General features: G+C 68.0%; 17 protein-coding genes. 7 read left to right on the forward strand and 10 right to left on the reverse strand.

The window, feature by feature from the left end; genetic code table 11:
- Window positions 1–114: 114 nt before the first annotated feature.
- Window positions 115–978 carry a DMT family transporter gene (locus tag E5P2_RS17180; protein WP_162568325.1) on the forward strand — a complete coding sequence of 288 codons (864 nt, stop codon included), beginning with the start codon at window positions 115–117 and terminating at the stop codon, window positions 976–978.
- Window positions 979–1,006: 28 nt separating this feature from the next.
- Here the strand turns inward: E5P2_RS17180 and E5P2_RS17185 are convergent, their stop codons facing one another.
- Together E5P2_RS17185 and E5P2_RS17190 are read right to left on the reverse strand one after the other, a co-directional pair.
- Window positions 1,007–1,975, reverse strand: coding sequence for a PDR/VanB family oxidoreductase (locus E5P2_RS17185; RefSeq protein WP_162568326.1), 969 nt, complete (start codon window positions 1,973–1,975; stop codon window positions 1,007–1,009).
- 11 nt (window positions 1,976–1,986) lie between these two features.
- Window positions 1,987–3,060 carry an aromatic ring-hydroxylating dioxygenase subunit alpha gene (locus E5P2_RS17190; protein WP_162568327.1) on the reverse strand — a complete coding sequence of 358 codons (1,074 nt, stop codon included), beginning with the start codon at window positions 3,058–3,060 and terminating at the stop codon, window positions 1,987–1,989.
- A 99-nt stretch (window positions 3,061–3,159) separates the two neighbouring features.
- On the opposite strand from E5P2_RS17190, the gene E5P2_RS17195 reads away from it, so the two are divergent.
- Window positions 3,160–4,050, forward strand: coding sequence for a LysR family transcriptional regulator (locus E5P2_RS17195; RefSeq protein WP_162568328.1), 891 nt, complete (start codon window positions 3,160–3,162; stop codon window positions 4,048–4,050).
- Between the two features lie 46 nt (window positions 4,051–4,096).
- Here the strand turns inward: E5P2_RS17195 and E5P2_RS17200 are convergent, their stop codons facing one another.
- The 3 genes from E5P2_RS17200 to E5P2_RS17210 are packed head-to-tail and all read right to left on the reverse strand — an operon-like array spanning window position 4,097 to window position 8,264.
- A complete protein-coding gene (locus tag E5P2_RS17200) occupies window positions 4,097–6,277 on the reverse strand; it encodes an acetate--CoA ligase family protein (protein WP_162568329.1) in 2,181 nt (726 codons plus the stop codon).
- A gap of 47 nt (window positions 6,278–6,324) precedes the next feature.
- The gene (locus tag E5P2_RS17205; RefSeq protein ID WP_162568330.1) at window positions 6,325–7,296 is read right to left on the reverse strand and encodes a Bug family tripartite tricarboxylate transporter substrate binding protein; all 972 of its coding nucleotides are present in this window, start codon (window positions 7,294–7,296) and stop codon (window positions 6,325–6,327) included.
- A gap of 32 nt (window positions 7,297–7,328) precedes the next feature.
- Window positions 7,329–8,264: an SDR family NAD(P)-dependent oxidoreductase gene (locus E5P2_RS17210; protein ID WP_162568331.1), complete on the reverse strand. Its 936-nt coding sequence runs from the start codon at window positions 8,262–8,264 to the stop codon at window positions 7,329–7,331.
- 180 nt (window positions 8,265–8,444) lie between these two features.
- On the opposite strand from E5P2_RS17210, the gene E5P2_RS17215 reads away from it, so the two are divergent.
- From E5P2_RS17215 to E5P2_RS17235, 5 genes are read left to right on the forward strand one after another with little or no spacing between them, the layout of a single operon-like run.
- Entirely contained in the window at window positions 8,445–9,611 is a 1,167-nt protein-coding gene (locus E5P2_RS17215) for a thiolase domain-containing protein (RefSeq protein ID WP_162570531.1), read from the forward strand.
- A 5-nt stretch (window positions 9,612–9,616) separates the two neighbouring features.
- Window positions 9,617–10,027 carry a Zn-ribbon domain-containing OB-fold protein gene (locus tag E5P2_RS17220; RefSeq protein ID WP_174262677.1) on the forward strand — a complete coding sequence of 137 codons (411 nt, stop codon included), beginning with the start codon at window positions 9,617–9,619 and terminating at the stop codon, window positions 10,025–10,027.
- On the forward strand, window positions 10,024–11,199 hold the full coding sequence (locus tag E5P2_RS17225; RefSeq protein ID WP_162568332.1) for an acyl-CoA dehydrogenase family protein: 1,176 nt from the start codon (window positions 10,024–10,026) through the stop codon (window positions 11,197–11,199). The genes E5P2_RS17220 and E5P2_RS17225 overlap by 4 nt, the downstream gene beginning before the upstream one ends.
- A complete protein-coding gene (locus E5P2_RS17230) occupies window positions 11,196–12,341 on the forward strand; it encodes an acyl-CoA dehydrogenase (protein ID WP_162568333.1) in 1,146 nt (381 codons plus the stop codon). The genes E5P2_RS17225 and E5P2_RS17230 overlap by 4 nt, the downstream gene beginning before the upstream one ends.
- Window positions 12,325–13,176, forward strand: coding sequence for a MaoC/PaaZ C-terminal domain-containing protein (locus E5P2_RS17235; RefSeq protein WP_162568334.1), 852 nt, complete (start codon window positions 12,325–12,327; stop codon window positions 13,174–13,176). Before E5P2_RS17230 ends, E5P2_RS17235 begins: the two co-directional genes overlap by 17 nt.
- Before the next feature lie 103 nt (window positions 13,177–13,279).
- Here E5P2_RS17235 and E5P2_RS17240 read toward each other — a convergent pair whose 3' ends face one another.
- Genes E5P2_RS17240 through E5P2_RS17260 form a run of 5 tightly spaced genes read right to left on the reverse strand, consistent with a single transcriptional unit; the run spans window position 13,280 to window position 18,826 of the window.
- Window positions 13,280–14,428: an ABC transporter substrate-binding protein gene (locus E5P2_RS17240; RefSeq protein WP_162568335.1), complete on the reverse strand. Its 1,149-nt coding sequence runs from the start codon at window positions 14,426–14,428 to the stop codon at window positions 13,280–13,282.
- 59 nt (window positions 14,429–14,487) lie between these two features.
- The gene (locus E5P2_RS17245) at window positions 14,488–15,231 is read right to left on the reverse strand and encodes an ABC transporter ATP-binding protein (protein WP_162568336.1); all 744 of its coding nucleotides are present in this window, start codon (window positions 15,229–15,231) and stop codon (window positions 14,488–14,490) included.
- A gap of 5 nt (window positions 15,232–15,236) precedes the next feature.
- Complete coding sequence (locus E5P2_RS17250; RefSeq protein ID WP_162568337.1) at window positions 15,237–16,997, reverse strand: branched-chain amino acid ABC transporter ATP-binding protein/permease; 1,761 nt, start codon at window positions 16,995–16,997, stop codon at window positions 15,237–15,239.
- Window positions 16,994–18,034, reverse strand: a complete 1,041-nt coding sequence (locus E5P2_RS17255) for a branched-chain amino acid ABC transporter permease (protein WP_162568338.1) — start codon at window positions 18,032–18,034, stop codon at window positions 16,994–16,996. The genes E5P2_RS17250 and E5P2_RS17255 overlap by 4 nt, the downstream gene beginning before the upstream one ends.
- Window positions 18,035–18,046: 12 nt before the next feature.
- Window positions 18,047–18,826 (reverse strand): class II aldolase/adducin family protein, encoded by a 780-nt coding sequence (locus E5P2_RS17260; RefSeq protein ID WP_162568339.1) that lies wholly within the window; start codon window positions 18,824–18,826, stop codon window positions 18,047–18,049.
- Between the last annotated feature and the right edge of the window lie 140 nt (window positions 18,827–18,966).

Below are 18,966 nucleotides of genomic sequence, written 5' to 3' on the forward strand. Positions count from 1 at the left end.
CGGTCAGGACCGCGGCGCCGCCTGATACAACAAGATACCGGGATCGCGAAGAAGCCGAAGCGGGCTTACCCTTGCTTTGCGGCGCCGCGCGCCGCGGCTCGGCCAGAATGCGGCATGACCGATACGCACGCCGGATCCTCCCTGCTGCGGACCGCCGTGCTCGCTGCCGGCGCGATGCTCGCCTTCGCCGCCAACTCGCTGCTGTGCCGGCTCGCGCTGCAGCATGGCGGCATCGATCCGGCGAGCTTCGGCAGCATCCGGCTGGTCTCGGGTGCGATCACGCTGGCCGTCGTCGTGCGCCTTCGATCGGCACCGCCCGCCAGCCGCGCGAGCTGGCTCGCCGCGGCCATGCTGTTCGCCTACGTCGCGTTCTTCTCCTTCGCCTATGTCAGCCTGCCCGCGGGCACCGGCGCGCTGATCCTGTTCGGCGCGGTCCAGGTCACGATGCTCGGCGCCGGCCTGCGCGCCGGCGAACGCTTCGGGCCGGCCGGATGGTTCGGCCTGGTGCTGGCGATCGCGGGGCTGGCCTACCTGGTGTCGCCCGGCATCGCCGCCCCGCCGCTGCTGGGCGCCGCGTGGATGGCGGTTGCCGGCGTGGCCTGGGGCGTCTATTCGCTGCTCGGGCGCGGCGTGGCCGATCCGCTGGCGGCGACCGCACGAAACTTCGTGCGCGCCGCGCCCTTCGCGCTCGTGCTGAGCATCGTCTTTGCCGCCAGCGCGCATGCCGATCGCGCCGGCATCGCGCTGGCCATCGCATCCGGCGCCCTGAGCTCCGGCATCGGCTACGTGATCTGGTATGCGGCGCTGCCGCGGCTGTCCGCGATGCGGGCCGCGACGCTGCAGTTGTCGGTGCCGTTGATCGCTGCCTTCGGTGGTGTGCTCTTTCTTTCGGAGGCGATCACGCCGCGGCTGGCGGTGGCGTGCGTGATGATCCTTGGGGGGATTGCATTGGTGTTGACGGGCAAGGCGCGGACGTAGCGGCATTCACCCCGCGCTGGCGTACCCGCTACAGATCGAGCACCAGCACCGGCGACAACGCCCGCGAGACGCAGATCATCATCGACTTGCCCGCATCCCGCTGCTCCTGCGACAGCACATAGTCGCGGTGCTCGACCAGCCCTTCGCAGACTGCCGTCTCGCAGGTGCCGCACAGACCCTCGCGGCATGAGAAAGGCACGTTCATGCCATCGGCTTCCAGCACCTCAAGAATGCTGCGATCAGCGGGCACGGTCAGCGACTTGCCGCTGCGCCGCAGCTCGACGCGGAAGGCGCCGGCCGGCATCGCATCAGCGGCCGGTGTGGCGGGCGCGGTGAAGTATTCGAAATGCACCCGCGATGCCGGCCGGTGCGCGGCGTGGTCCTGCACCGCCTGCATCAGCGGCTGCGGCCCGCAGCAATAGACATGCTCGCCGCTGCCCTCGCCCGCCAGCCACTCGCGCACGTCGAGCACCGTGCCCGCGAGGTCGTCGAAGTGGAAGTGCACGCGCTCGCCATGTGCGCGCAGCGTCTCGTAGAAGGCGGTGCGCTGGCAATTGCGCGCCGCGTAGACCAGGCGCCAGGGCCGCGACTGCGCCTCGCACCAGCGGATCATCGCCATCATCGGCGTCACGCCGATGCCGCCGGCGATGAACAGGTAGCTGTCGGCCTTCGGATCGAGCGCGAAGTTGTTGCGCGGCGCGCTCACCGCCAGCTGCATGCCGCGGCGCAGCGACTGGTGCACGAAGGCCGAGCCGCCGCGTCCGTTGGCCGCGCGGCCAACGCCGACCACGTAGCGGTCGCGCTCGCGCCAGTCGTTGGTCAGCGAGTAGTGGCGCACCAGGCCGTTGGGCAGATCGATCTCGAGGTGCGCGCCGGGCTCGAAGGGCGGCAACGCCGCGCCGTCCGGCGCCTTGAGCTCGACCAGCACCACGTCGCGCGCCTCGGCCTGGACATCGGTGACCTGCAGCAGTTGCCGGCCATTGGACAGCGCGGGCATCGCCGATGCCATCAGGCCGCGACGGGCGCCGACTGGCTGCGCTCTTCCTGCAGCCGCTGGCTCAGCGTCCAGCGGAAGTGCGACAGCGGCGCATCGGCAGCGATCGCCAGCAGCTTGAGATCCGGGTCGCGGTCGAACAGCTTCTGCTGCGCCTCGATGATGGCCTTGTCCTCCATGAAGCCCTCGCGCAGGCTGTTGCACAGCGACAGCGCGATGTTGGGATCGTCGAGGTCGAAGTTGTGCAGGTAGTTCCAGAAGAAGTGCGTGCTGCGGCGCGTCTCGGGTGTCATGAACTGGCAGTTGCGGTACTGCCGCGCGCCGTCGATGTGGCCCTTCTCGGCGCCGGAGCCCGCGGGCGCGAACATCGATTCGAGGAAGAAGATGCCGGGCACGTGCATGTGGCCGATGTTGCGGCGGTCGACCTTGGCCGTCTTGTCGGGGATCACCTTCTGGTGGAAGGGCGGCGAGTCGCTGTTCATGTGCCAGCGCTCGACGCGAAAGCCGTTGGGCAGGCGCTCGATGTTCAGCGGCTTGGTCTGGTAGGCGTATTCCTCCGAGCCGCCGAGCGTCTTGGTGTGCACGAAAGCCAGGTGCGCGAAGTCGCTCAGGTTGTCGACGATCAGGAGCCAGTTGGCGTCGTAGTGCATGTACGCGGGCATGCCCTTCCAGCCCGGCTCGTGCAGCGGCGGGTAGTCGATGATGAGCGCAGGGTCGGCCTTGTCCGCATCGCCCATCCAGATCCACACCAGATGGTCGCGCTCGACCACCGGATAGCTCCTCACGCCGAGCTTCGGCGGGATCATGTCCTGTCCCGGGATCTGGATGCACTTGCCCGAGGGCTCGAACTTCATGCCGTGGTACATGCAGCGGATGCAGTCGCCTTCGATGCGGCCCATCGACAACGGCGCGCCGCGATGGCAGCAACGGTCGTCCAGCGCCACGACCTTGCCGCTCTCGCCCTTGTAGATCACGACCGGCTTCTCGAGGAGGGTGCGTGCGAGCCTGGTGCCGTCGATCAGCTCGTGGTCCCACGCGGCCACGTACCAGCAGTTCTTCAGGAAGATGTCATCGGTGTCTGTCGTCATGGAAGGTCTCCTCAATGGGCTTTCAGCTTAGCGATGCGGGTGCGCGCGATAAATCACCCGGGGCCGAACAAACTGTTCGGATCGCTGGACAATGACGCCATGAACTGGGATGACTACGACGTGTTCTGCCACGTCATCGAACACGGCGGCTTCTCGGCCGCGGCACGCGCGATGGACCGCCCCAAGTCGACCGTGAGCGCATCGATCGGCCGGCTGGAGACCGAACTGGGCACGCGCCTGCTCGAGCGCACCACGCGCCAGGTGCGCCTCACCGAGCCCGGCGAGACGCTCTACCAGAGCATCGGCGTGCTCTTCACCGGCCTGCGCGAGGCCCGCACCGACGCGCTGGCCCAGGGCGAGGTGGTGGCCGGCACGCTGCGCATCGCGACGCCCTACGAGTTCGGCGCCCATCACATCGGCCCGGTCGCCTGCAGCCTGATGGCGCGCTATCCGCAGCTCAAGGTCCGCATCGATGTCGAGCACCACGCGGTCAATCCGCTGGAGCACCGCTACGACATCGCGTTCGCGATGCTCGACGCCGGGCTGCCGGCATCGAGCGTGGTGCAGCGGCGCATGTTCACGCTCGAACGCGGCGTGTTCGCTTCGCCCGAATTGCTGCAGCGCCTGGGCGAGCCCGTGCTGCCGCAGGATCTGTCATCGCTGCCGCTCCTGTGCGGCTCGGCCGACACCAAGTGGACCTTCACCGCCGCCGACGGCACCAGCGAGGCCGTGCCGACGCCGACCTCGCGCCTCAACAGCGGCAACGCCGACGTGCGGCTGCAGGCGGCCTGCGCCGGCCTCGGCGTGGCGCGCATCACCGCCACCTTCTGCGAACAGGCGGTGCGCGCGGGCAAGCTGCGGCGCCTGCTGACCGACTACACCTGTGCGCCGCTGCGGGTCTATGCGTTGCTGCCGGGAAAGCGGCTGATGCCGGCGAAGGTGCGGATGTTCCTGGATGCGCTGGGCGAGCAGGCCGGGATCGAGATCTGAGGCTTTGCGCCCGCCCCTTCGCCACGGACCGCCTGCGGTGCTCGCTTCAGGCGGCATGGCCGGCAAGCCCTGTGCACGCGGGGGCCTCCGTCGCAGAGGGCCGCAGGGAAATGAGGGCATCGACCGCCACCGCGCGGCCGTCGGAAATCACCAATGGATTGAGGTCCAGTTCCTCGATGGCGTCCGCGCCATCGGCCAACAGTTCGCTGACCCGGGCCACGATCGACGCGACCAGGTCCACATCCACGGCCGGCGCACCACGAAACCCATCCAGCAATGCCCGGCCGCGCAGTCGGTCCAGCATGGCTCGTGCTGCTTCCTGCGATACGGGTGCGAGCGCGACCACGCTGTCCTTCAGCAACTCGACGAAGATGCCGCCGAGGCCGACCACCACGGTGGGACCGAACAGCGGATCGCGGCGGCCGCCGACGATCAGTTCAAGATCGCGCCGCACCATGGGCTGCACCAGGATGCCGTCGATCCGCGCATGAGGCGTGTAGCGCGCGACACTGGACAGGATCTCTTCGTAGGCGCGGCGCACCTGCTCGTCGCCGAGCACGTCGAGCCGGACGCCGCCCGCCTCGGTCTTGTGGGGGACATCGGCCGACTGCACCTTCAGGACGACCGGGCCACCCAGGCCGCGGGCCGCGTCGACGGCCGCAGCGACGTTCTGCACCAGGCGCTCCGGAACCACGGGGACGCCATAGGCGGCCAGCACGCGCTTGGCAGCGCTTTCGGTCAGCACGGTCGCGCCGGGCTGCATCATCGCCTCGAGCACACCGAATCCATCCGTCTCGCTCAGGCGCCGGGATTGCTGCCCTTGCAGCACGAATTGCTTCTCGTACAGGTGCCAGGCCCGAAGCGTGGCCATGCAGCGGTCCATCGACCGGAACAGCGCCAGGCAGGGGCTGGCTTCGACCTCGATGGCGCCGGGCCCGTCGAGCCATTGGGACAGCCAGACGCAGCAGATGGGCTTGCCCGTGTCGCGGCCGACAGGTTCCAGCGCCTTCAGACGCTCCACGCCCGGTGCGTAGGCATACGGATGTGGAATGACCAGCGCGCCGTAGGCGGGGTCGGCCAGCATGGCGCTCGCGCACTCCGGCAGCGAACGCGGGTTGCTGAGGATCTGGGCCGTGACGTCGCAGGGATTGCGCGCGGACCCGAACTCCGGAATGTGCGATCGCAGCAGGGCGCTCACCGCTTCGCCGGGTTGCGGCAGCGGCACATGATGCAACTCAGCCTTGTCGGCCACCATGATCGTTGCGCCACCCGAGGTCGAGAGGGCCGCGACGCCGGTCGCGCGCGGCCGTCCGGCCTTCGCGAAGAAGGCGGCGGTCTCGACGAGTGCCTCGAAGTCATCGACCTCCACGATGCCGTGGCCCTCGAACGCGGCGCGGTAGACCGCCGCCGAACCCGCCAGCGAGCCGGTGTGCGACATGGCAGCCTGCATGCCTTCCTCGCCGGTGGCGAGCTTGTGCACGATGACCGGCTTGCCGGCCTTCATGGCCAGGCGACCGGCTTGCAGCAGCCGTTGCGGGTCGGCCATTCCCTCGAACAGGCAGGCGATGACCCGGCAGTCCGGATCCTCCACCAGGTAGGCGATCTGGTCGGCCACATCGACGTCGCACGAATTGCCGGCCGTCAGCACGTGCGAGAACGCATGGCCATGCCGCGCGGCCTGCGCCAGCGCCAGGCCGAGGCCGCCCGATTGGCTCACGAGGCCGATGGTGGCGGGGTACGGCTGGTTCAACGCCGGCGCTTGCGCGAACGTCATTCGCAGGCGGCCGCCTGCGGACAGGATGCCGATGCAATTGGGGCCCAGGATGTGCATGCCGCTGTCCCGCGCGAGCCGGGCCAGCTGCTCCTGCAGTTCGCGGTGGTGCGGGTCGCCGGTCTCGGCGTAGCCTGAAGCGTAGACGATCGCGCCCTTGATCCCCTTGCGCGCGCAGTCGGATGCGACCTCGTACACCGCATCGCGCGGCACGGCGATGATGGCGCAATCCACCGCAAGGGGCAGATCCTCGATGGAGCGAAACACGCCCCTCGCAGCATCGGGACTCAACTTCGGATTCACCACGAACACCTGGATTCCGGAATCGGCAAGGTTGTGCGTGGTCCGGGCTCCGAACGAGGAAGGTTTGGAAGAGAAATCGATGACGACGACACTCCCCGGATCCAGAAGGGGTCGTAGCTCGGAGGCAGGAAAGAGACCGCGGCTTTGGGGCATGGAAGAAGAAGATGAATGAATGGAGGGTGTCTCTGGAGGCCGCACGGCTACTCGGGCTTGATGCCCAATGTCTGGATCAACTCGGCCCAGGTCTTCATGTCCGCACGGATGTCGTCCTTGAAGTCGGCAGGTCCGCGCCAATGGACGGTGACGTCGCGTTCGCCCCATTCCGCCTTGAACGCCGGATCCTGCGCGACGGCGCGGCTGGCTTCGGCGAGGCGATCCAGGACGGGTTGCGCGGTCTTCGCCGGCGCGAACACGCCCAGCCAGACACCCGGCCAACGATAGCGAGGCATGCCTTGCTCCATCAACGTCGGGACTTCGGGGAATGACGGGCTTCGCGTGGTCGACAGATTGCCGATGGCCCTGAGCTTTCCCGCTTTCGCCAGCGACTTCACACCCGGAACGGAAAAGAAGCCGCCCTGAATCTGGCCGCCGACGACATCGGTGATCGCCAGGGCTTCGCCTTTGTACAGCACCACGGGCATGTTCAATCCCTGCTCCTTGACCATGAGCTGGCTGAAGACCGCACCCGCGGAACCTGCCGCGTAAGTACCCAGCGCCCATTTCCCGGACGTCCTGGCTTGCGCGATGAATTCCTTCATGTTCGCGGCCTTCACCTCGGGATGAACCACGAAGATCAGACCGGTGGTGCCCAATTGCCCGACGGGCGCGAAGTCGCGTTGCACGTCGTAGGACATGTTGGCCGTGAGCGCGGGCAGCTGGATGTGCGTACTCGTCGTGAAGAGCAAGGTGTAGCCATCCGGATCGCTCTTGGCGACGACGCTCGCGCCGACCTGGGTGCTGGCGCCGGGCCGGTTTTCCACGATCACGGCCTTGCCCAGCGTGGCCGACAGCCGTGCGGCGAACAGACGCGCCCAGGTATCGGTGCCGCCGCCAGCGGCAAACGGCACGATCAGCTTGATCGGTCTGTCGGGGAATGCGGCCGATGCACTCCCGGCACCCAGCACGGCGGCCAGGAGCATCGAGCGGCGGCTCAGCTTGCGCACGGGATTCATGATTTCTCCTTGTCGTTGGTCATGTCCGGTCATCACATCGGTTCGCCCTGGAACAACTCGACCGTCGTCTCGAGACGGCACAGCGAGGATTCGAAATTGGGCATGAGCGTGCCGGCGATGCCTTCCACCGTCCAGCCTTCGGCCATCTGCGCGCTGCGCAGCGGACGGGGCTGGCTGTAGAGGATGATTTCGTTGCCCCGCACGCCGAAGATCTGGCCGCTGGCCGTGCAGGCGTCGCTGGCGAGGTAGACGGCGAGCGGCGCGATCTTGTGCGGGGCCATGAGGCGCTGGCGTTTCTCGGCCAATGCCTGCTGCTCGGGTGTGTTGCTCGGAATGGCGGCCACCATGCGACTCCACGCCACGGGTGCGATGCAGTTGGAGCGCACGCCGTGATCCTTGAGTTCGAGCGCAATCGAACGCGACAGGCCGACGATTCCCATCTTCGCGGCCGAATAGTTCGCCTGGCCGATGTTGCCGATGAGACCCGCGCCGGAGGTCATGTGCACCAGGCGCCCGTGCCGCTGCTCGCGCATGTGCGCCACGGCGGCGCGACTCACGTTGAAGCTGCCCTTGAGGTGAACGGAAAGCACCGCATCCCACTCCTCCTCGCTCATCTTGTGGAACATGCGGTCACGCAGGATGCCGGCGTTGTTCACGACCGCATCGACTCGGCCGAAATGGTCCAGCGCCGCCTGCACGATGCGGCCTGCTCCGGCGGCGTCGGACACGGAATCGGCATTGGCCACCGCGCTGCCGCCGGTCTGCCGGATGTCCAGCGCCACCGCTTCGGCGGCGCTGGCGTCCTGCCCCTGGCCGTTGAGGCTGGTGCCGAGGTCATTGACGACCACCCGGGCTCCGCGGCGGCCGAGCTCCATCGCGATCGCCCTGCCGATGCCGTTGCCGGCGCCCGTCACGATGGCCACCCGGCCCTGGACCGATGCATCGGCTGGTGTGCTGACGTTGCTCATTTCGACTGTCTCCGAAGGTCATTCTCTAAAATGGATGACCCATTTTCGAACAGCGGCGCTGCACCTGTCAACAGCGCGGCGGCCTCTTCGGCTTTTCGTTTGACGCTGGCATGCCGGCTCGGGCATACTAATTGGGTCACCCAAAATAGCGGCCGCTCGACAGACGGCGAAAGGCAGAAATTGAGCATCAAGGACAAGGCTTACCTGGTCGGGGCCTATGAGCATCCGACCCGGGAGGCAAAGGACAAGTCACTCGCGCAACTGCACGCCGAAGTGGCCAGGGGCGCACTGGAGGACGCCGGCCTCAGCCATCGCGACGTCGACGGATTCTTCTGCGGCATCGATTCGCCCGGCCTGGGTCCGATGTCGATGATCGACTACATGGGGCTGCGGGTGCGGCACCTGGACTCGACCGACATCGGCGGTGCCTCCTATCTCTCGCACGTCAACCACGCGTCGCAGGCCATCGCCGCAGGCAAGTGCAACGTGGCGCTGATCACGCTCGCCGGCAAGCCGCGTTCGTCCGGCTGGAGCGGAACGCAGGCGCGCACCTTCGGCGACGAGGCGCCCGACGCCGCGTTCGAGTACGCCTACGGCATGGGAACGGCCAACGTCTACGCCATGTCGGCAAAGCGGCACATGCACGAATTCGGCACCACCAGCGAACAGCTCGCCTGGATCAAGGTCGCCGCTTCCACGCATGCCCAGCACAACCCGCATGCCGTGCTGCGCAAGGTCGTCACGGTGGACGAGGTCGTCAATTCGCCCCTGGTGGCCGATCCCCTGCACAAGCTCGACTGCTGCGTGGTGAGCGATGGCGGCGGCGCGGTCATCGTGGCGCGCCCGGAGATTGCGCGTTCGTTGAAGCGTCCTTTGGTGAAGCTCATCGGCGCGGCCGAGACGCTCAAGGGCCTGGAAGGAGGCGACATCGACGTGACCCGCACAGGCGCCCTCTGGAGCGGCCCGCGCGCCTTCGAAGAGGCGGGCGTGAGGCCCGCCGACATCCAGTACGCGTCCATCTACGACAGCTTCACGATCACGGTGCTGATGCAGCTCGAGGATCTGGGCTTCTGCAAGAAGGGCGATGGCGGCCGCTTCGTGGCCGACGGCAACCTGATTTCCGGCGTCGGCCGCCTGCCCTTCAACACGGACGGCGGCGGCCTGTGCAACAACCACCCGCGCAACCGCGGCGGCATGACCAAGATCATCGAAGCCGTGCGTCAATTGCGCGGCGAGGCGCATCCCGCCGTTCAGGTGCCCGACTGCAGGCTGGCGCTCGCGCAAGGCCTGGGCGGCTTTCTCGCGGGCCGACATGGAAGCGCCACGCTGATCATGGAAAGGGAGTGACACGCATGACGACCATCGCCCGGGATCGCGAACTCCCCGCGCCCGCCATTTCCCCGGAGAACCAGCCCTTCTTCGAGGGCACGGCCCAAGGTGTCCTCCTGCTGAAATTCTGCGACGGCTGCGGGCGCCATCACTACTACCCGAGGACGATCTGCCCGCATTGCTTCAGTGACCGCACCCGCTGGATCGAGGCCAAGGGCTCCGGCAGCATCTATACGTTCAGCGTGTTGCGGCTGGGCACCCCGACGCCCTTCGCCCTGGCCTACGTCAAGCTCAGCGAGGGTCCGACGATGATGACGAACATCGTCGACTGCGACCTCGATGCCCTGGAGATCGGGATGGCCGTGCGACTGGTGTGCAAACCGGCCACGGATGGCACCATGATCCCGATGTTCACGCCGGGCGCCATCGCATGAAGCGCGAAGGTGAAGAACTCCGGGCGTTGCGCTCGGAGGTTCGCGCCTTCCTCGACGCCGAATTGGACCCGGACCTGCGTGCCCGCTTGCGGCGCGGCGAGTTCCCCCGGCGGCAGGACCTGGTGGACTGGCAACGCAAGCTGTGCCGGCGCGACTGGGGCGCACCCAACTGGCCGCGCGAACTCGGGGGTACCGGCTGGAGCGATATCGAGCAACTGGTGTTCCTGGAGGAGTGTTCCGCTGCGCCGGCGCCTGCGCCGCACGTGTTCAACATCACGATGCTCGGTCCGGTGCTGGTCCGCTTCGGCGCACCGGCCCAGCGAGACTTCTGGCTGCCTCGGCTGCTCTCGGCCGATGTGCTGTTCTGCCAGGGATTCTCGGAGCCGGGTTCCGGTTCCGACCTGGCCTCGCTGCGAACCTCCGCGGTCCGCGATGGCGGGGAATACGTCGTCCATGGTCAGAAGATCTGGACGACGTCCGCGCACTATGCCGACTGGATCTTCTGCCTGGTGCGAACGGATCCCGCCGCGAAGCAGCAACGGGGCATCTCCTTCCTCCTCATCGACATGAAGTCGCCCGGGATCACGGTGCGGCCCATCGTCTCGATCGACGGGCGGCACAGCCTCAACGAAGTGTTCTTCGACGGGGTGCGCGTCCCGGCCGCCAACCTGGTTGGCGAGGAGAACAAGGGCTGGGACTGCGCGCGCTTCCTGCTCGGCAACGAGCGCGCCAGCATTGCCGGCGTCGGCCGAACGCGCGAACGCCTGGCCTATGCCCGCGAACTGGCCTCGCGCACTGCGACGGGCAGCGGGCTTCTTGCCGACGATCCACTGCTGCGGGCCGAACTCGACCGGCTGGAGGCTGAACTGGAAGCGCTGGACCGCACGCAGTACAGACTGCTGAGCCAGCAGGATGCCGGTCCGGCCAAAGTGGCCGGCGCATCGGTGCTCAAGGTCAAGGGCACCGAATTGTTCCAGCGCGTGCTGCACCTGCTGGTGCAGATCACCGCCACCGCCGGACTTCGCCTGCCCGCCGACGAGGGATTCGGCGCGGATCCGCGCGAGCCGCTGGGTGTCGCCCATCTCTATTCCCGGGCCGCCTCCATCTACGGCGGTGCCAATGAAGTGCAGAAGAACATCCTCGCGAAGCACGTCTTCGACACCACGCCATGAGCACCCTGTCCCACGACGAACGGGCGTCGCTGGCCGACGCATTGAGCCGTGTGCTGGCGCGCCAGTACGGCTTTGCGAGCGGACGACGCCAGAATCTCGCCATCGCCCCAGAGCAATTGCCGCCGATCTGGTCGACGCTGTCCGAACTGGGGCTGCATGCCGTCATGGTGTCGCCGGATTTCGGTGGCTTCGGTGGCGGCGCGGACGAAATCCAGTTGGTGCAGCGGCAATTCGGGCGCTCTCTGCTGGTCGCTCCCTGGTTCCAGGTGGCGATCTGCGCCCATGCCGTCGCGCGCGCCGGCTCACCGACTCAGCAAGGCGCGTTGCTGCCGCCGTTGTCCGATGGCAGGGCAGTGATGGTTCTCGCTGACCGCGATGCCGTGGAACTCGACGCCGAGCCGAAGGTGACGCAGGCCCATGACACGGCACGCGGATGGCGCCTGGAGGGCCGCAAGACGGCGGTCCTGCATGCGGGGCTCGCCACCCACTACCTCGTTCCCGCAGTGACGCCCAACGGGGGCACAGGACTGTTCGTCGTGGATTCGAGCGCCGTCGGCATCGGGTGCCACCTGAGCCGGTTGGTGGACGGCTCATGGTCCGGCGATCTCCGTTTCGAATCCGTCGATGCGCAGCCGCTGGAAGGCTTGTCGCTGCAGCATCATGGCGAGGTGTACCGCTCGACGGAGGCACTGGCGATCGCAGGGGTGACGGCAGACGCGCTGGGCGCGTGCGAAGCGGCGCTGGAGATGACGGTGCAACACTTGCGCACGCGCAAGCAGTTCGGCCAGTCGCTAGGTGACTACCAGGCACTGCGGCATCGCGTCGCGGAGATGTACATCGAGCTCGAACAGGTGAAGAGCGCCTGCGACCTGGCGGCGGAAGCCGTCGAGGGCGTGGACAGCGTGCAGCCGACGCGCGGCACCGCCCAGGCCCTGCTCGTGATGTCGCAGTCCGCCACCTGGATCCTGCAGCAGGCGATCCAGCTGCACGGCGGCATGGGCATGACCGACGAGGTTGCCGTCGGCCACTGCTACCGCCGGATGCTGGTGCTGAATGCGCGCTGGGGCGACACGCGCGAAGCGCTGGCCCGCCTGCGCGGGGACGGGATGACCAAGGAGATGCCCGGTGTCGCTGGATCCTGAAACTCTGCGGGGGTTGAGTCTTCCTCTCGTCGAGCAGACCTACACCGAGCGCGATGTCATCCTGCATGCCCTGAGCGTGGGCTTCGGCCCCGACGAGACGGACGCCCGCGAGTTGGACTTCGTGTACGAGAAGGAATTGGCGGTCGCGCCTTCCTTCGCCCTGACTGTGTGCCACCGATCCATCGCAACCCTCGAACTGGGCATCGATTACAGGAAGGTGGTGCACGCGTCACAGGCATTGGCGTTGCACGCGCCGCTGCCGGCCCAAGGCACCTTGATGTGTTCGAGCCGGGTGACCGGTGTCTGGGATCTGGGTGAGCACAAGGGCGCCCTGTTGGAAATCGAGCGCCGGCTGCACGAGAAGCGCAGCGATCGGCTGGTCGCCACCACGCGCATGGGTGCTCTGTGCCGGGGGGACGGCGGGTTCGGCGGCGAGCCGCCCCCGCCGAGAAAGAGCATGCCGAACTCGGCTGCGCCTGATCAGGTGTTTCGCTGGCAGTCCTCGCCCGGGCAGGCAGCGCTGTACCGGCTGCAGGGCGACACCAATCCCCTGCACATCGATCCGGAGCGCGCCCGGCTTGCCGGCTTCGAACGGCCGATCCTGCATGGTCTCGCGACATTCGGCGCGACGGTGCGCGCCATCCTCGCCGTCGTCCTGGGCTATGCCGCCACCAGGCTCGAGGTGATCGAAGGCCGATTCACCGCGCCCTTTTTTCCCGGCGAGACACTGCAGGTGGAGATCTGGCGCAATGGCCCCGCGCTGCAATTCCAGGCGCGGGCTGTCGAGCGTGACGTCCTGGTCATTCGCGACGGCATGGCGTGCATCGCGGAATGAACACAGCACCTGCCCCGAGTTCGGCTGGTCCGGAACCTGCGGCTCGCGCCGGTGAACTGAGAAGGCGATTGCGCCGTGCTGCGGAAATAGGAGGACAAGCCCTCTACTTCTGCAACTTCCAGGCGCCGTCCACGATCCGCACCAGCACCTGCGACCGCTGATCCGATCCGTTGTGATTGGTCTCGCTCATGCTGAACACGGCCTCGGGCGTGACCACCTCCTTCATCGATTCCAGCGCATCGCGCAGCGCCGTCCGAAACTCCACCGTGCCGGGCTTGGCCTTCTTCAGCGCCTGCGGCACCGCGGCTTCGAGCCACATCACGGCCGTCCATGCCGAAGCACCGAACAGCGAACGCGAGCCGGTGCCGTTCGCTGCCTCGTAGCGCTTGACGTAGTCGAGCGCGGGCTTCTTCAGCACCGACGAATCCGGCAGCTGCTCGGCCACCAGCACCGGCCCGACCGTCATGTAGCCGCCCTCCACGCCCTTGCCGCCGACGCGCAGGAAGTCCGCGTTGGCCACGCCTTGCGTCTGATAGATCGACCCCTTGAAGCCGCGCTTGGACAATTCGATCGGCGGCAGCGCGCCCGGCGTGCCCGAGCTCATCACGTACACCGCATCGGGCTGCGCCGACAGCAGGCGCAGCGTCTGCGAGGTGACCGAGGTGTCGGTCTGGTTGTAGCGCTCGACGGCCACCACCTGAATGCCCTTGGCCGGCGCCATCTTCTCCAGCGTCTTGGTGTAGCCCTCGCCGAAGCTGGTGGCCAGCGCGATCACGCCGACCTTCTTCACGCCCTGCGCCACCATGTGGTCGAGCGCGAGGCTGACCGCGATCGATTCGGGCGGTGCCATGCGGAAGGCCCAGCGGCGCGGACCGTCCGGCGGGTCGATGATGGCGCCGCCGCCGGCCAGCGAGATCATCGGCGTCCTGGCCTGCGCTGCAATGTCGAGTGCCGACAGCGAGGTCGGCGTGAGCGAGGGGCCGACGATCACGTCGACCTTGTTCTCCGATGTCAGCTTGGTCGCGTTCTTGGCCGCGGTCGTGGTGTCGGATTCGTCGTTGAGGATCGTGACGTTGAGCTTCTGCCCCGCGATCTCGGTGGGCCAGAGCCTGGTGGTGTTGGCCTCCGGAATGCCGAGCGTCGCGCCGGGGCCGGTGGTCGAGACCATCACGCCGACGTTGATGTCGGCGTGCGCGGCGAGCGCGAAGGCCATCGCGGCCGCGAGGGCTGCCAGCTTGGGGATCGATGTCATGGTGATGTCTCCTTTTGGATTGAAACGCGGGGAAAAACTGGGGTCCGAGGCGATGGCGTTCAACGCGCCGCCACGGTGCCGAGGTAGGTCTCGACCACGCGCGGATCGCCGGCCAGCTCGGCGGCCGGCCCTTCGAGCACGATCTCGCCCATCTCGAGCACATAGCCGTAGTCGGCGACCGCAAGCGCGGCGCGTGCGTTCTGCTCGACCAGCAGCAACGTGACGCCGGTGGCGCGCAGGCTGTCGATGGTGCGGAACATCTCCTGCACCACCAGCGGCGCGAGGCCGAGGCTGGGTTCGTCGAGCATCAGCAGCGCGGGCTGCGACATCAGCGCGCGGCCGAGCGCGAGCATCTGCCGCTCGCCGCCCGACAGCGTGCCGGCGAGCTGCACGCGGCGCTCCTTGAGGCGCGGGAACAGCGCGTAGATCTTGTCGAGCGCCTCGTCCATTCCGGCGCGGCCCTGATGCCGCTGCCGCCATGCGCCCAGGCGCAGGTTGTCTTCCACCGGCATGCTGCCGAACAGCGCGCGCGTCTCGGGCACCAGCGCGATGCCGCGCATCACGCGTTCTTCGAGCGGCAGCTCGCCGATCGGCTCACCGTCGTGGCGCACCTCGCCGCGCATCGGCACCACGCCCATCAGCGCCTTCAGCAGCGTCGACTTGCCCGCGCCGTTGGGGCCGATGACGGTGACCACGCGCCCCGCATCGGCGCGCAGGTCGAGGCCGTGCAGCACTTCGGCGCGGCCGTAGCCGGCGTGCAGGTCGCTGACCCGGAGCATCTCGCGAGAGGTGTCTGTCGTCATGCTCATCAAGTGCCCAGGTAGGCCGTGCGAACGGCGGGGTCGGCCTGCACCTCCGCCGGCGTGCCTTCGGTCAGCTTGGTGCCGAACTCCATCACCACGATGCGGTCGGTCACGTCCATCACGAGGTCCATGTCGTGCTCGACCAGCAGGATGCTCAGCCCCTCGCTGCGCAATTGCCGCAGCACATCGGCGAGTGCCTGCTTCTCCTTGTGGCGCAGGCCGGCCGCGGGCTCGTCGAGCAGCAGCAGGATCGGGTCGGCGCACAACGCGCGCGCGATCTCCATCAGCCGCTGCTGGCCCATCGCGAGATTGCCGGCCTGATCGTGCATGCAGTCGGCGATGCCGATGCGGCGCAGTTGCAGCTCGGCCTCGCGGAAGAGGCGACGCTCCTCCGCGCGGTCCAGCCGCAGCATCGCGCCGAGCGGGCCCGCATGGCCGCGCAGGTGGGCGCCGAGCGCCACGTTCTCGAGCACCGTCATGCCGGGCAGCATCTTCACGTGCTGGAAGGTGCGCGCCACGCCGCGCCGCGCGATCTCGCGCGAAGGCAGGCCGCGGATCGGCGCGCCGCACAGGCTGATCTCGCCGGAGCTCAGCCGCAGCACGCCGGTCAGCAGGTTGAAGGTGGTGGACTTGCCGGCGCCGTTGGGGCCGATCAGCCCGAGGATCTCGCCGGCGCGCACCTGCAGGCTGACGTCGTTGACGGCCACCAGCCCGCCGAACTGCTTGCGCACGGCGCGCGCATCGAGCACCACCTCGCCGCGTGCCGGCCGCTCGCGCGCGGGCAGCGGCGGCGCATCGGCCCAGTCGCGCCGGCGTTGCAGGCGCGGCAGCCGCGCCTCGACCGCGGCCCAGAGGCCATCGCGCCCATAGCGCAGCGCCACCACCAGCAACGCGCCGAACAGCACCGTTTCGTAGTTGTTGGTGACGCCGAGCAGGCGCGGCATCCATTGCTGCAGCTGGTCTTCGAGGATCTTCACCACGGCCGCACCGGCCAGCGCGCCCCACACATGGCCGACGCCGCCGACCACCGCCATGAAGAGGTACTCGATGCCCATGTTCAGGCCGAAGGGCGACGGGTTGACCGTGCGCTGGAAGTACGCGAACAGCCAGCCCGACACGCTCGCCAGCAGCGCCGCCAGCACGAAGGCCATCACCTTCACGCGGAAGGTGTCGACCCCCATCGCCTCGGCCATGGTGGTGCCGTTGCGCACCGCGCGCAACGCGCGGCCCATGCGCGAGTCGAGCAGGTGCGTGGTCATCACCGCGGCCACGATCACCAGCGCCCACAGCAGGTAGAAGAAGTGCCTGCGGTTCTCCAGCGGGAAGCCGAAGATGCTGACCAGGGGCACGCCGGTCAGCCCGTCGAACTTGCCCAGTGCATCCAGGTTGCCGAGCAGGTAGTAAAGACTCAGGCACCAGGCGATGGTGGCGAGCGGCAGGTAGTGGCCCGACATGCGCAGCGTCACCCAGCCGAGAATCAGCGCACCCACTGCGGTCACCGCGAGGCCTGCTGCCAGCGTGAGCCACGGCGACAGGCCGTACTTGAGCGCGAGGTAGGCCGCCGTATAGGCACCGAGCCCGACGAAGGCCGACTGGCCGAACGAGATCAGCCCGGCCACGCCCGTGAGCAGCACGAGCCCGATCGCGACCAGCGTGTAGAGGCCGATGTAGTTGGCCTGCGTGATCCAGAACTCGGGCACGGGCAATTGCGGCAGGAGTGCCAGCGCGAGCACGAACAGCAGGAGGACGACGCGACGCAAGGTCATTCCTCCTCCTCGTCCGGCCCATGCTTGAAGCTGCGCCACAGCAGCACCGGCAGGATCAGCGTGAACACGATCACTTCCTTGAAGGAGCTGGCCCAGAAGGAGCCGAAGGATTCCAGCAGGCCGACGAAGAGCGCACCGAGCGCCGCGCCCGGATAGCTCGCGAGGCCGCCGAAGATCGCGGCGACGAAGCCCTTCAGGCCGATCAGGAAGCCGGTGTCGTAGGCCATCGTGGTGGTCGGTGCGATCAGCAGGCCGGCCAGCGCGCCGATGAAGGCGGCGAGCGTGAAGCTCAGCCGGCCGGCACCGACCGTCGAGATGCCCATCAGCCGCGCGCCCAGCCGGTTGACGGCCGTCGCGCGCAGCGCCTTGCCGCGCAAGGTGCGCTCGAAGAAGAGCCAGAGCCCGACCATCAGCGCGATCGAGACCATGAAGATGATCACCGCCTGCCCCGACAGCAGCACGGCGCCGAAGCGAAAGTCCGTGTCCCAGAAGCTCGGTGCGCGAAAGCCCTCGGCGCCGAAGAAGCCGAGGCCGAGCCCGGTCATCGCGAAGTGCACGCCGACCGAGACGATCAGGAGCACCAGCACGCTCGCGTCCGCGACCTTCTCGTAGGCCACGCGGTACAGCAGCGGCCCGAGCGGCGTGACGATGGCCAGCGTCAGCAGGCTCTGCAGCATCAGCGGCATCTGCTGCGCCGCGGCCCAGAGGCTGATCAGCACCACCGGCAGCGGCACCGCGAGCGGTTGGAGGAAGGCGCTCGCAATGCGGGCCGCGCTGCGGCGATGGCGCAGCGCGTCGATGCCGTCGAGCATCGACACGCCGAGCGCCAGCGCCAGCAGCAGCCAGACCGTGCCCGGCACCCGGCCGAGCTGCAGCATGGCGAGCGTCAGCGCGCCGTAGGTGGCGAACTCGCCCTGCGGCACCAGGATCACGCGCGTGACCGCGAACACCAGCACGATGGCCAGCGCGAGAAGTGCATAGATCGCGCCGTTGCTGCTGCCGTCGAGCAGCAGGATGCCGGCGATGGACAGGTCCATGGGCCGGCCGCGTCAGACCAGCGAGGCCGCGTCGATGCGGCCGCGCCGCAGGACGCTGGTGAACAGCATGCGTTCCAGCGCCTCCTTCGGCTCGAAGGCGCGGGCGTCGCGCGCGCAGGCGACGCGCACCTCGTCGGTGAGCGGCACGTTGGGGCCGCGCAGGCTGTCGGCCATCACCTGCACCTCGCAGGCGCGCTGCAGCGTCCACATCCAGCGGAAGGCATTGAAGACATTGCCGCCGGTGACCAGCATGCCGTGGTTGCGCAGGATCATCACACGCCTGGCGCCCAGGCTCGCGACCAGGCGCGGGCCTTCGTCGTCGTGCACGGTGATGCCCTCGAAATCGTGATAGGCCACGTCGCCGAACAGCTCGGCGCCGTAGAAGTCGTCATGCCCCAGGCCCTCGCGCTTGCACGCGATCGCCATGCCGGCCGTGGTGTGGGTGTGCATCACGCAATGCGCGTCGGGCCGCGCCGCATGCACGGCGCTGTGGATCACGAAGCCCGCGCGATTGACATGGTGCAGCGTCGGCTCGAGCGGCACGCCGTCGTGGCCGACCTTGACGAGGTTGCGCGCGCTGACCTCGTCGTAGTTGAGGCCGAAGGGATTGATCAGGAAGGCGGGCCGGTCGCCGGGCACCCGCACCGTGATGTGATTGAACACCAGCTCGGTCCAACCCAGCTGGTCGAAGACGCGGTAGCACGCCGCGAGTTCGACGCGCGCCTGCCATTCCTGGGGGTGCATGCCCTCGGGGCACAGCGCCTGGGCCTGGCCCACGATGTCTGTTTGCATGAAAGCGAGGTCTCCTCTGAACGCGACGGCTCTTGGGCGAAAGTCCCGGCCGTCTGTGAAATGCCGGGCCCAGCTTAGTCAAGCGGGTGCGTTCGATAAATCACCTGCGGCCGAACAAACTGTTCGGATTCCTGGCCAAT

It is taken from the genome of Variovorax sp. SRS16, assembly GCF_901827165.1.
GTDB lineage: Bacteria > Pseudomonadota > Gammaproteobacteria > Burkholderiales > Burkholderiaceae_C > Variovorax.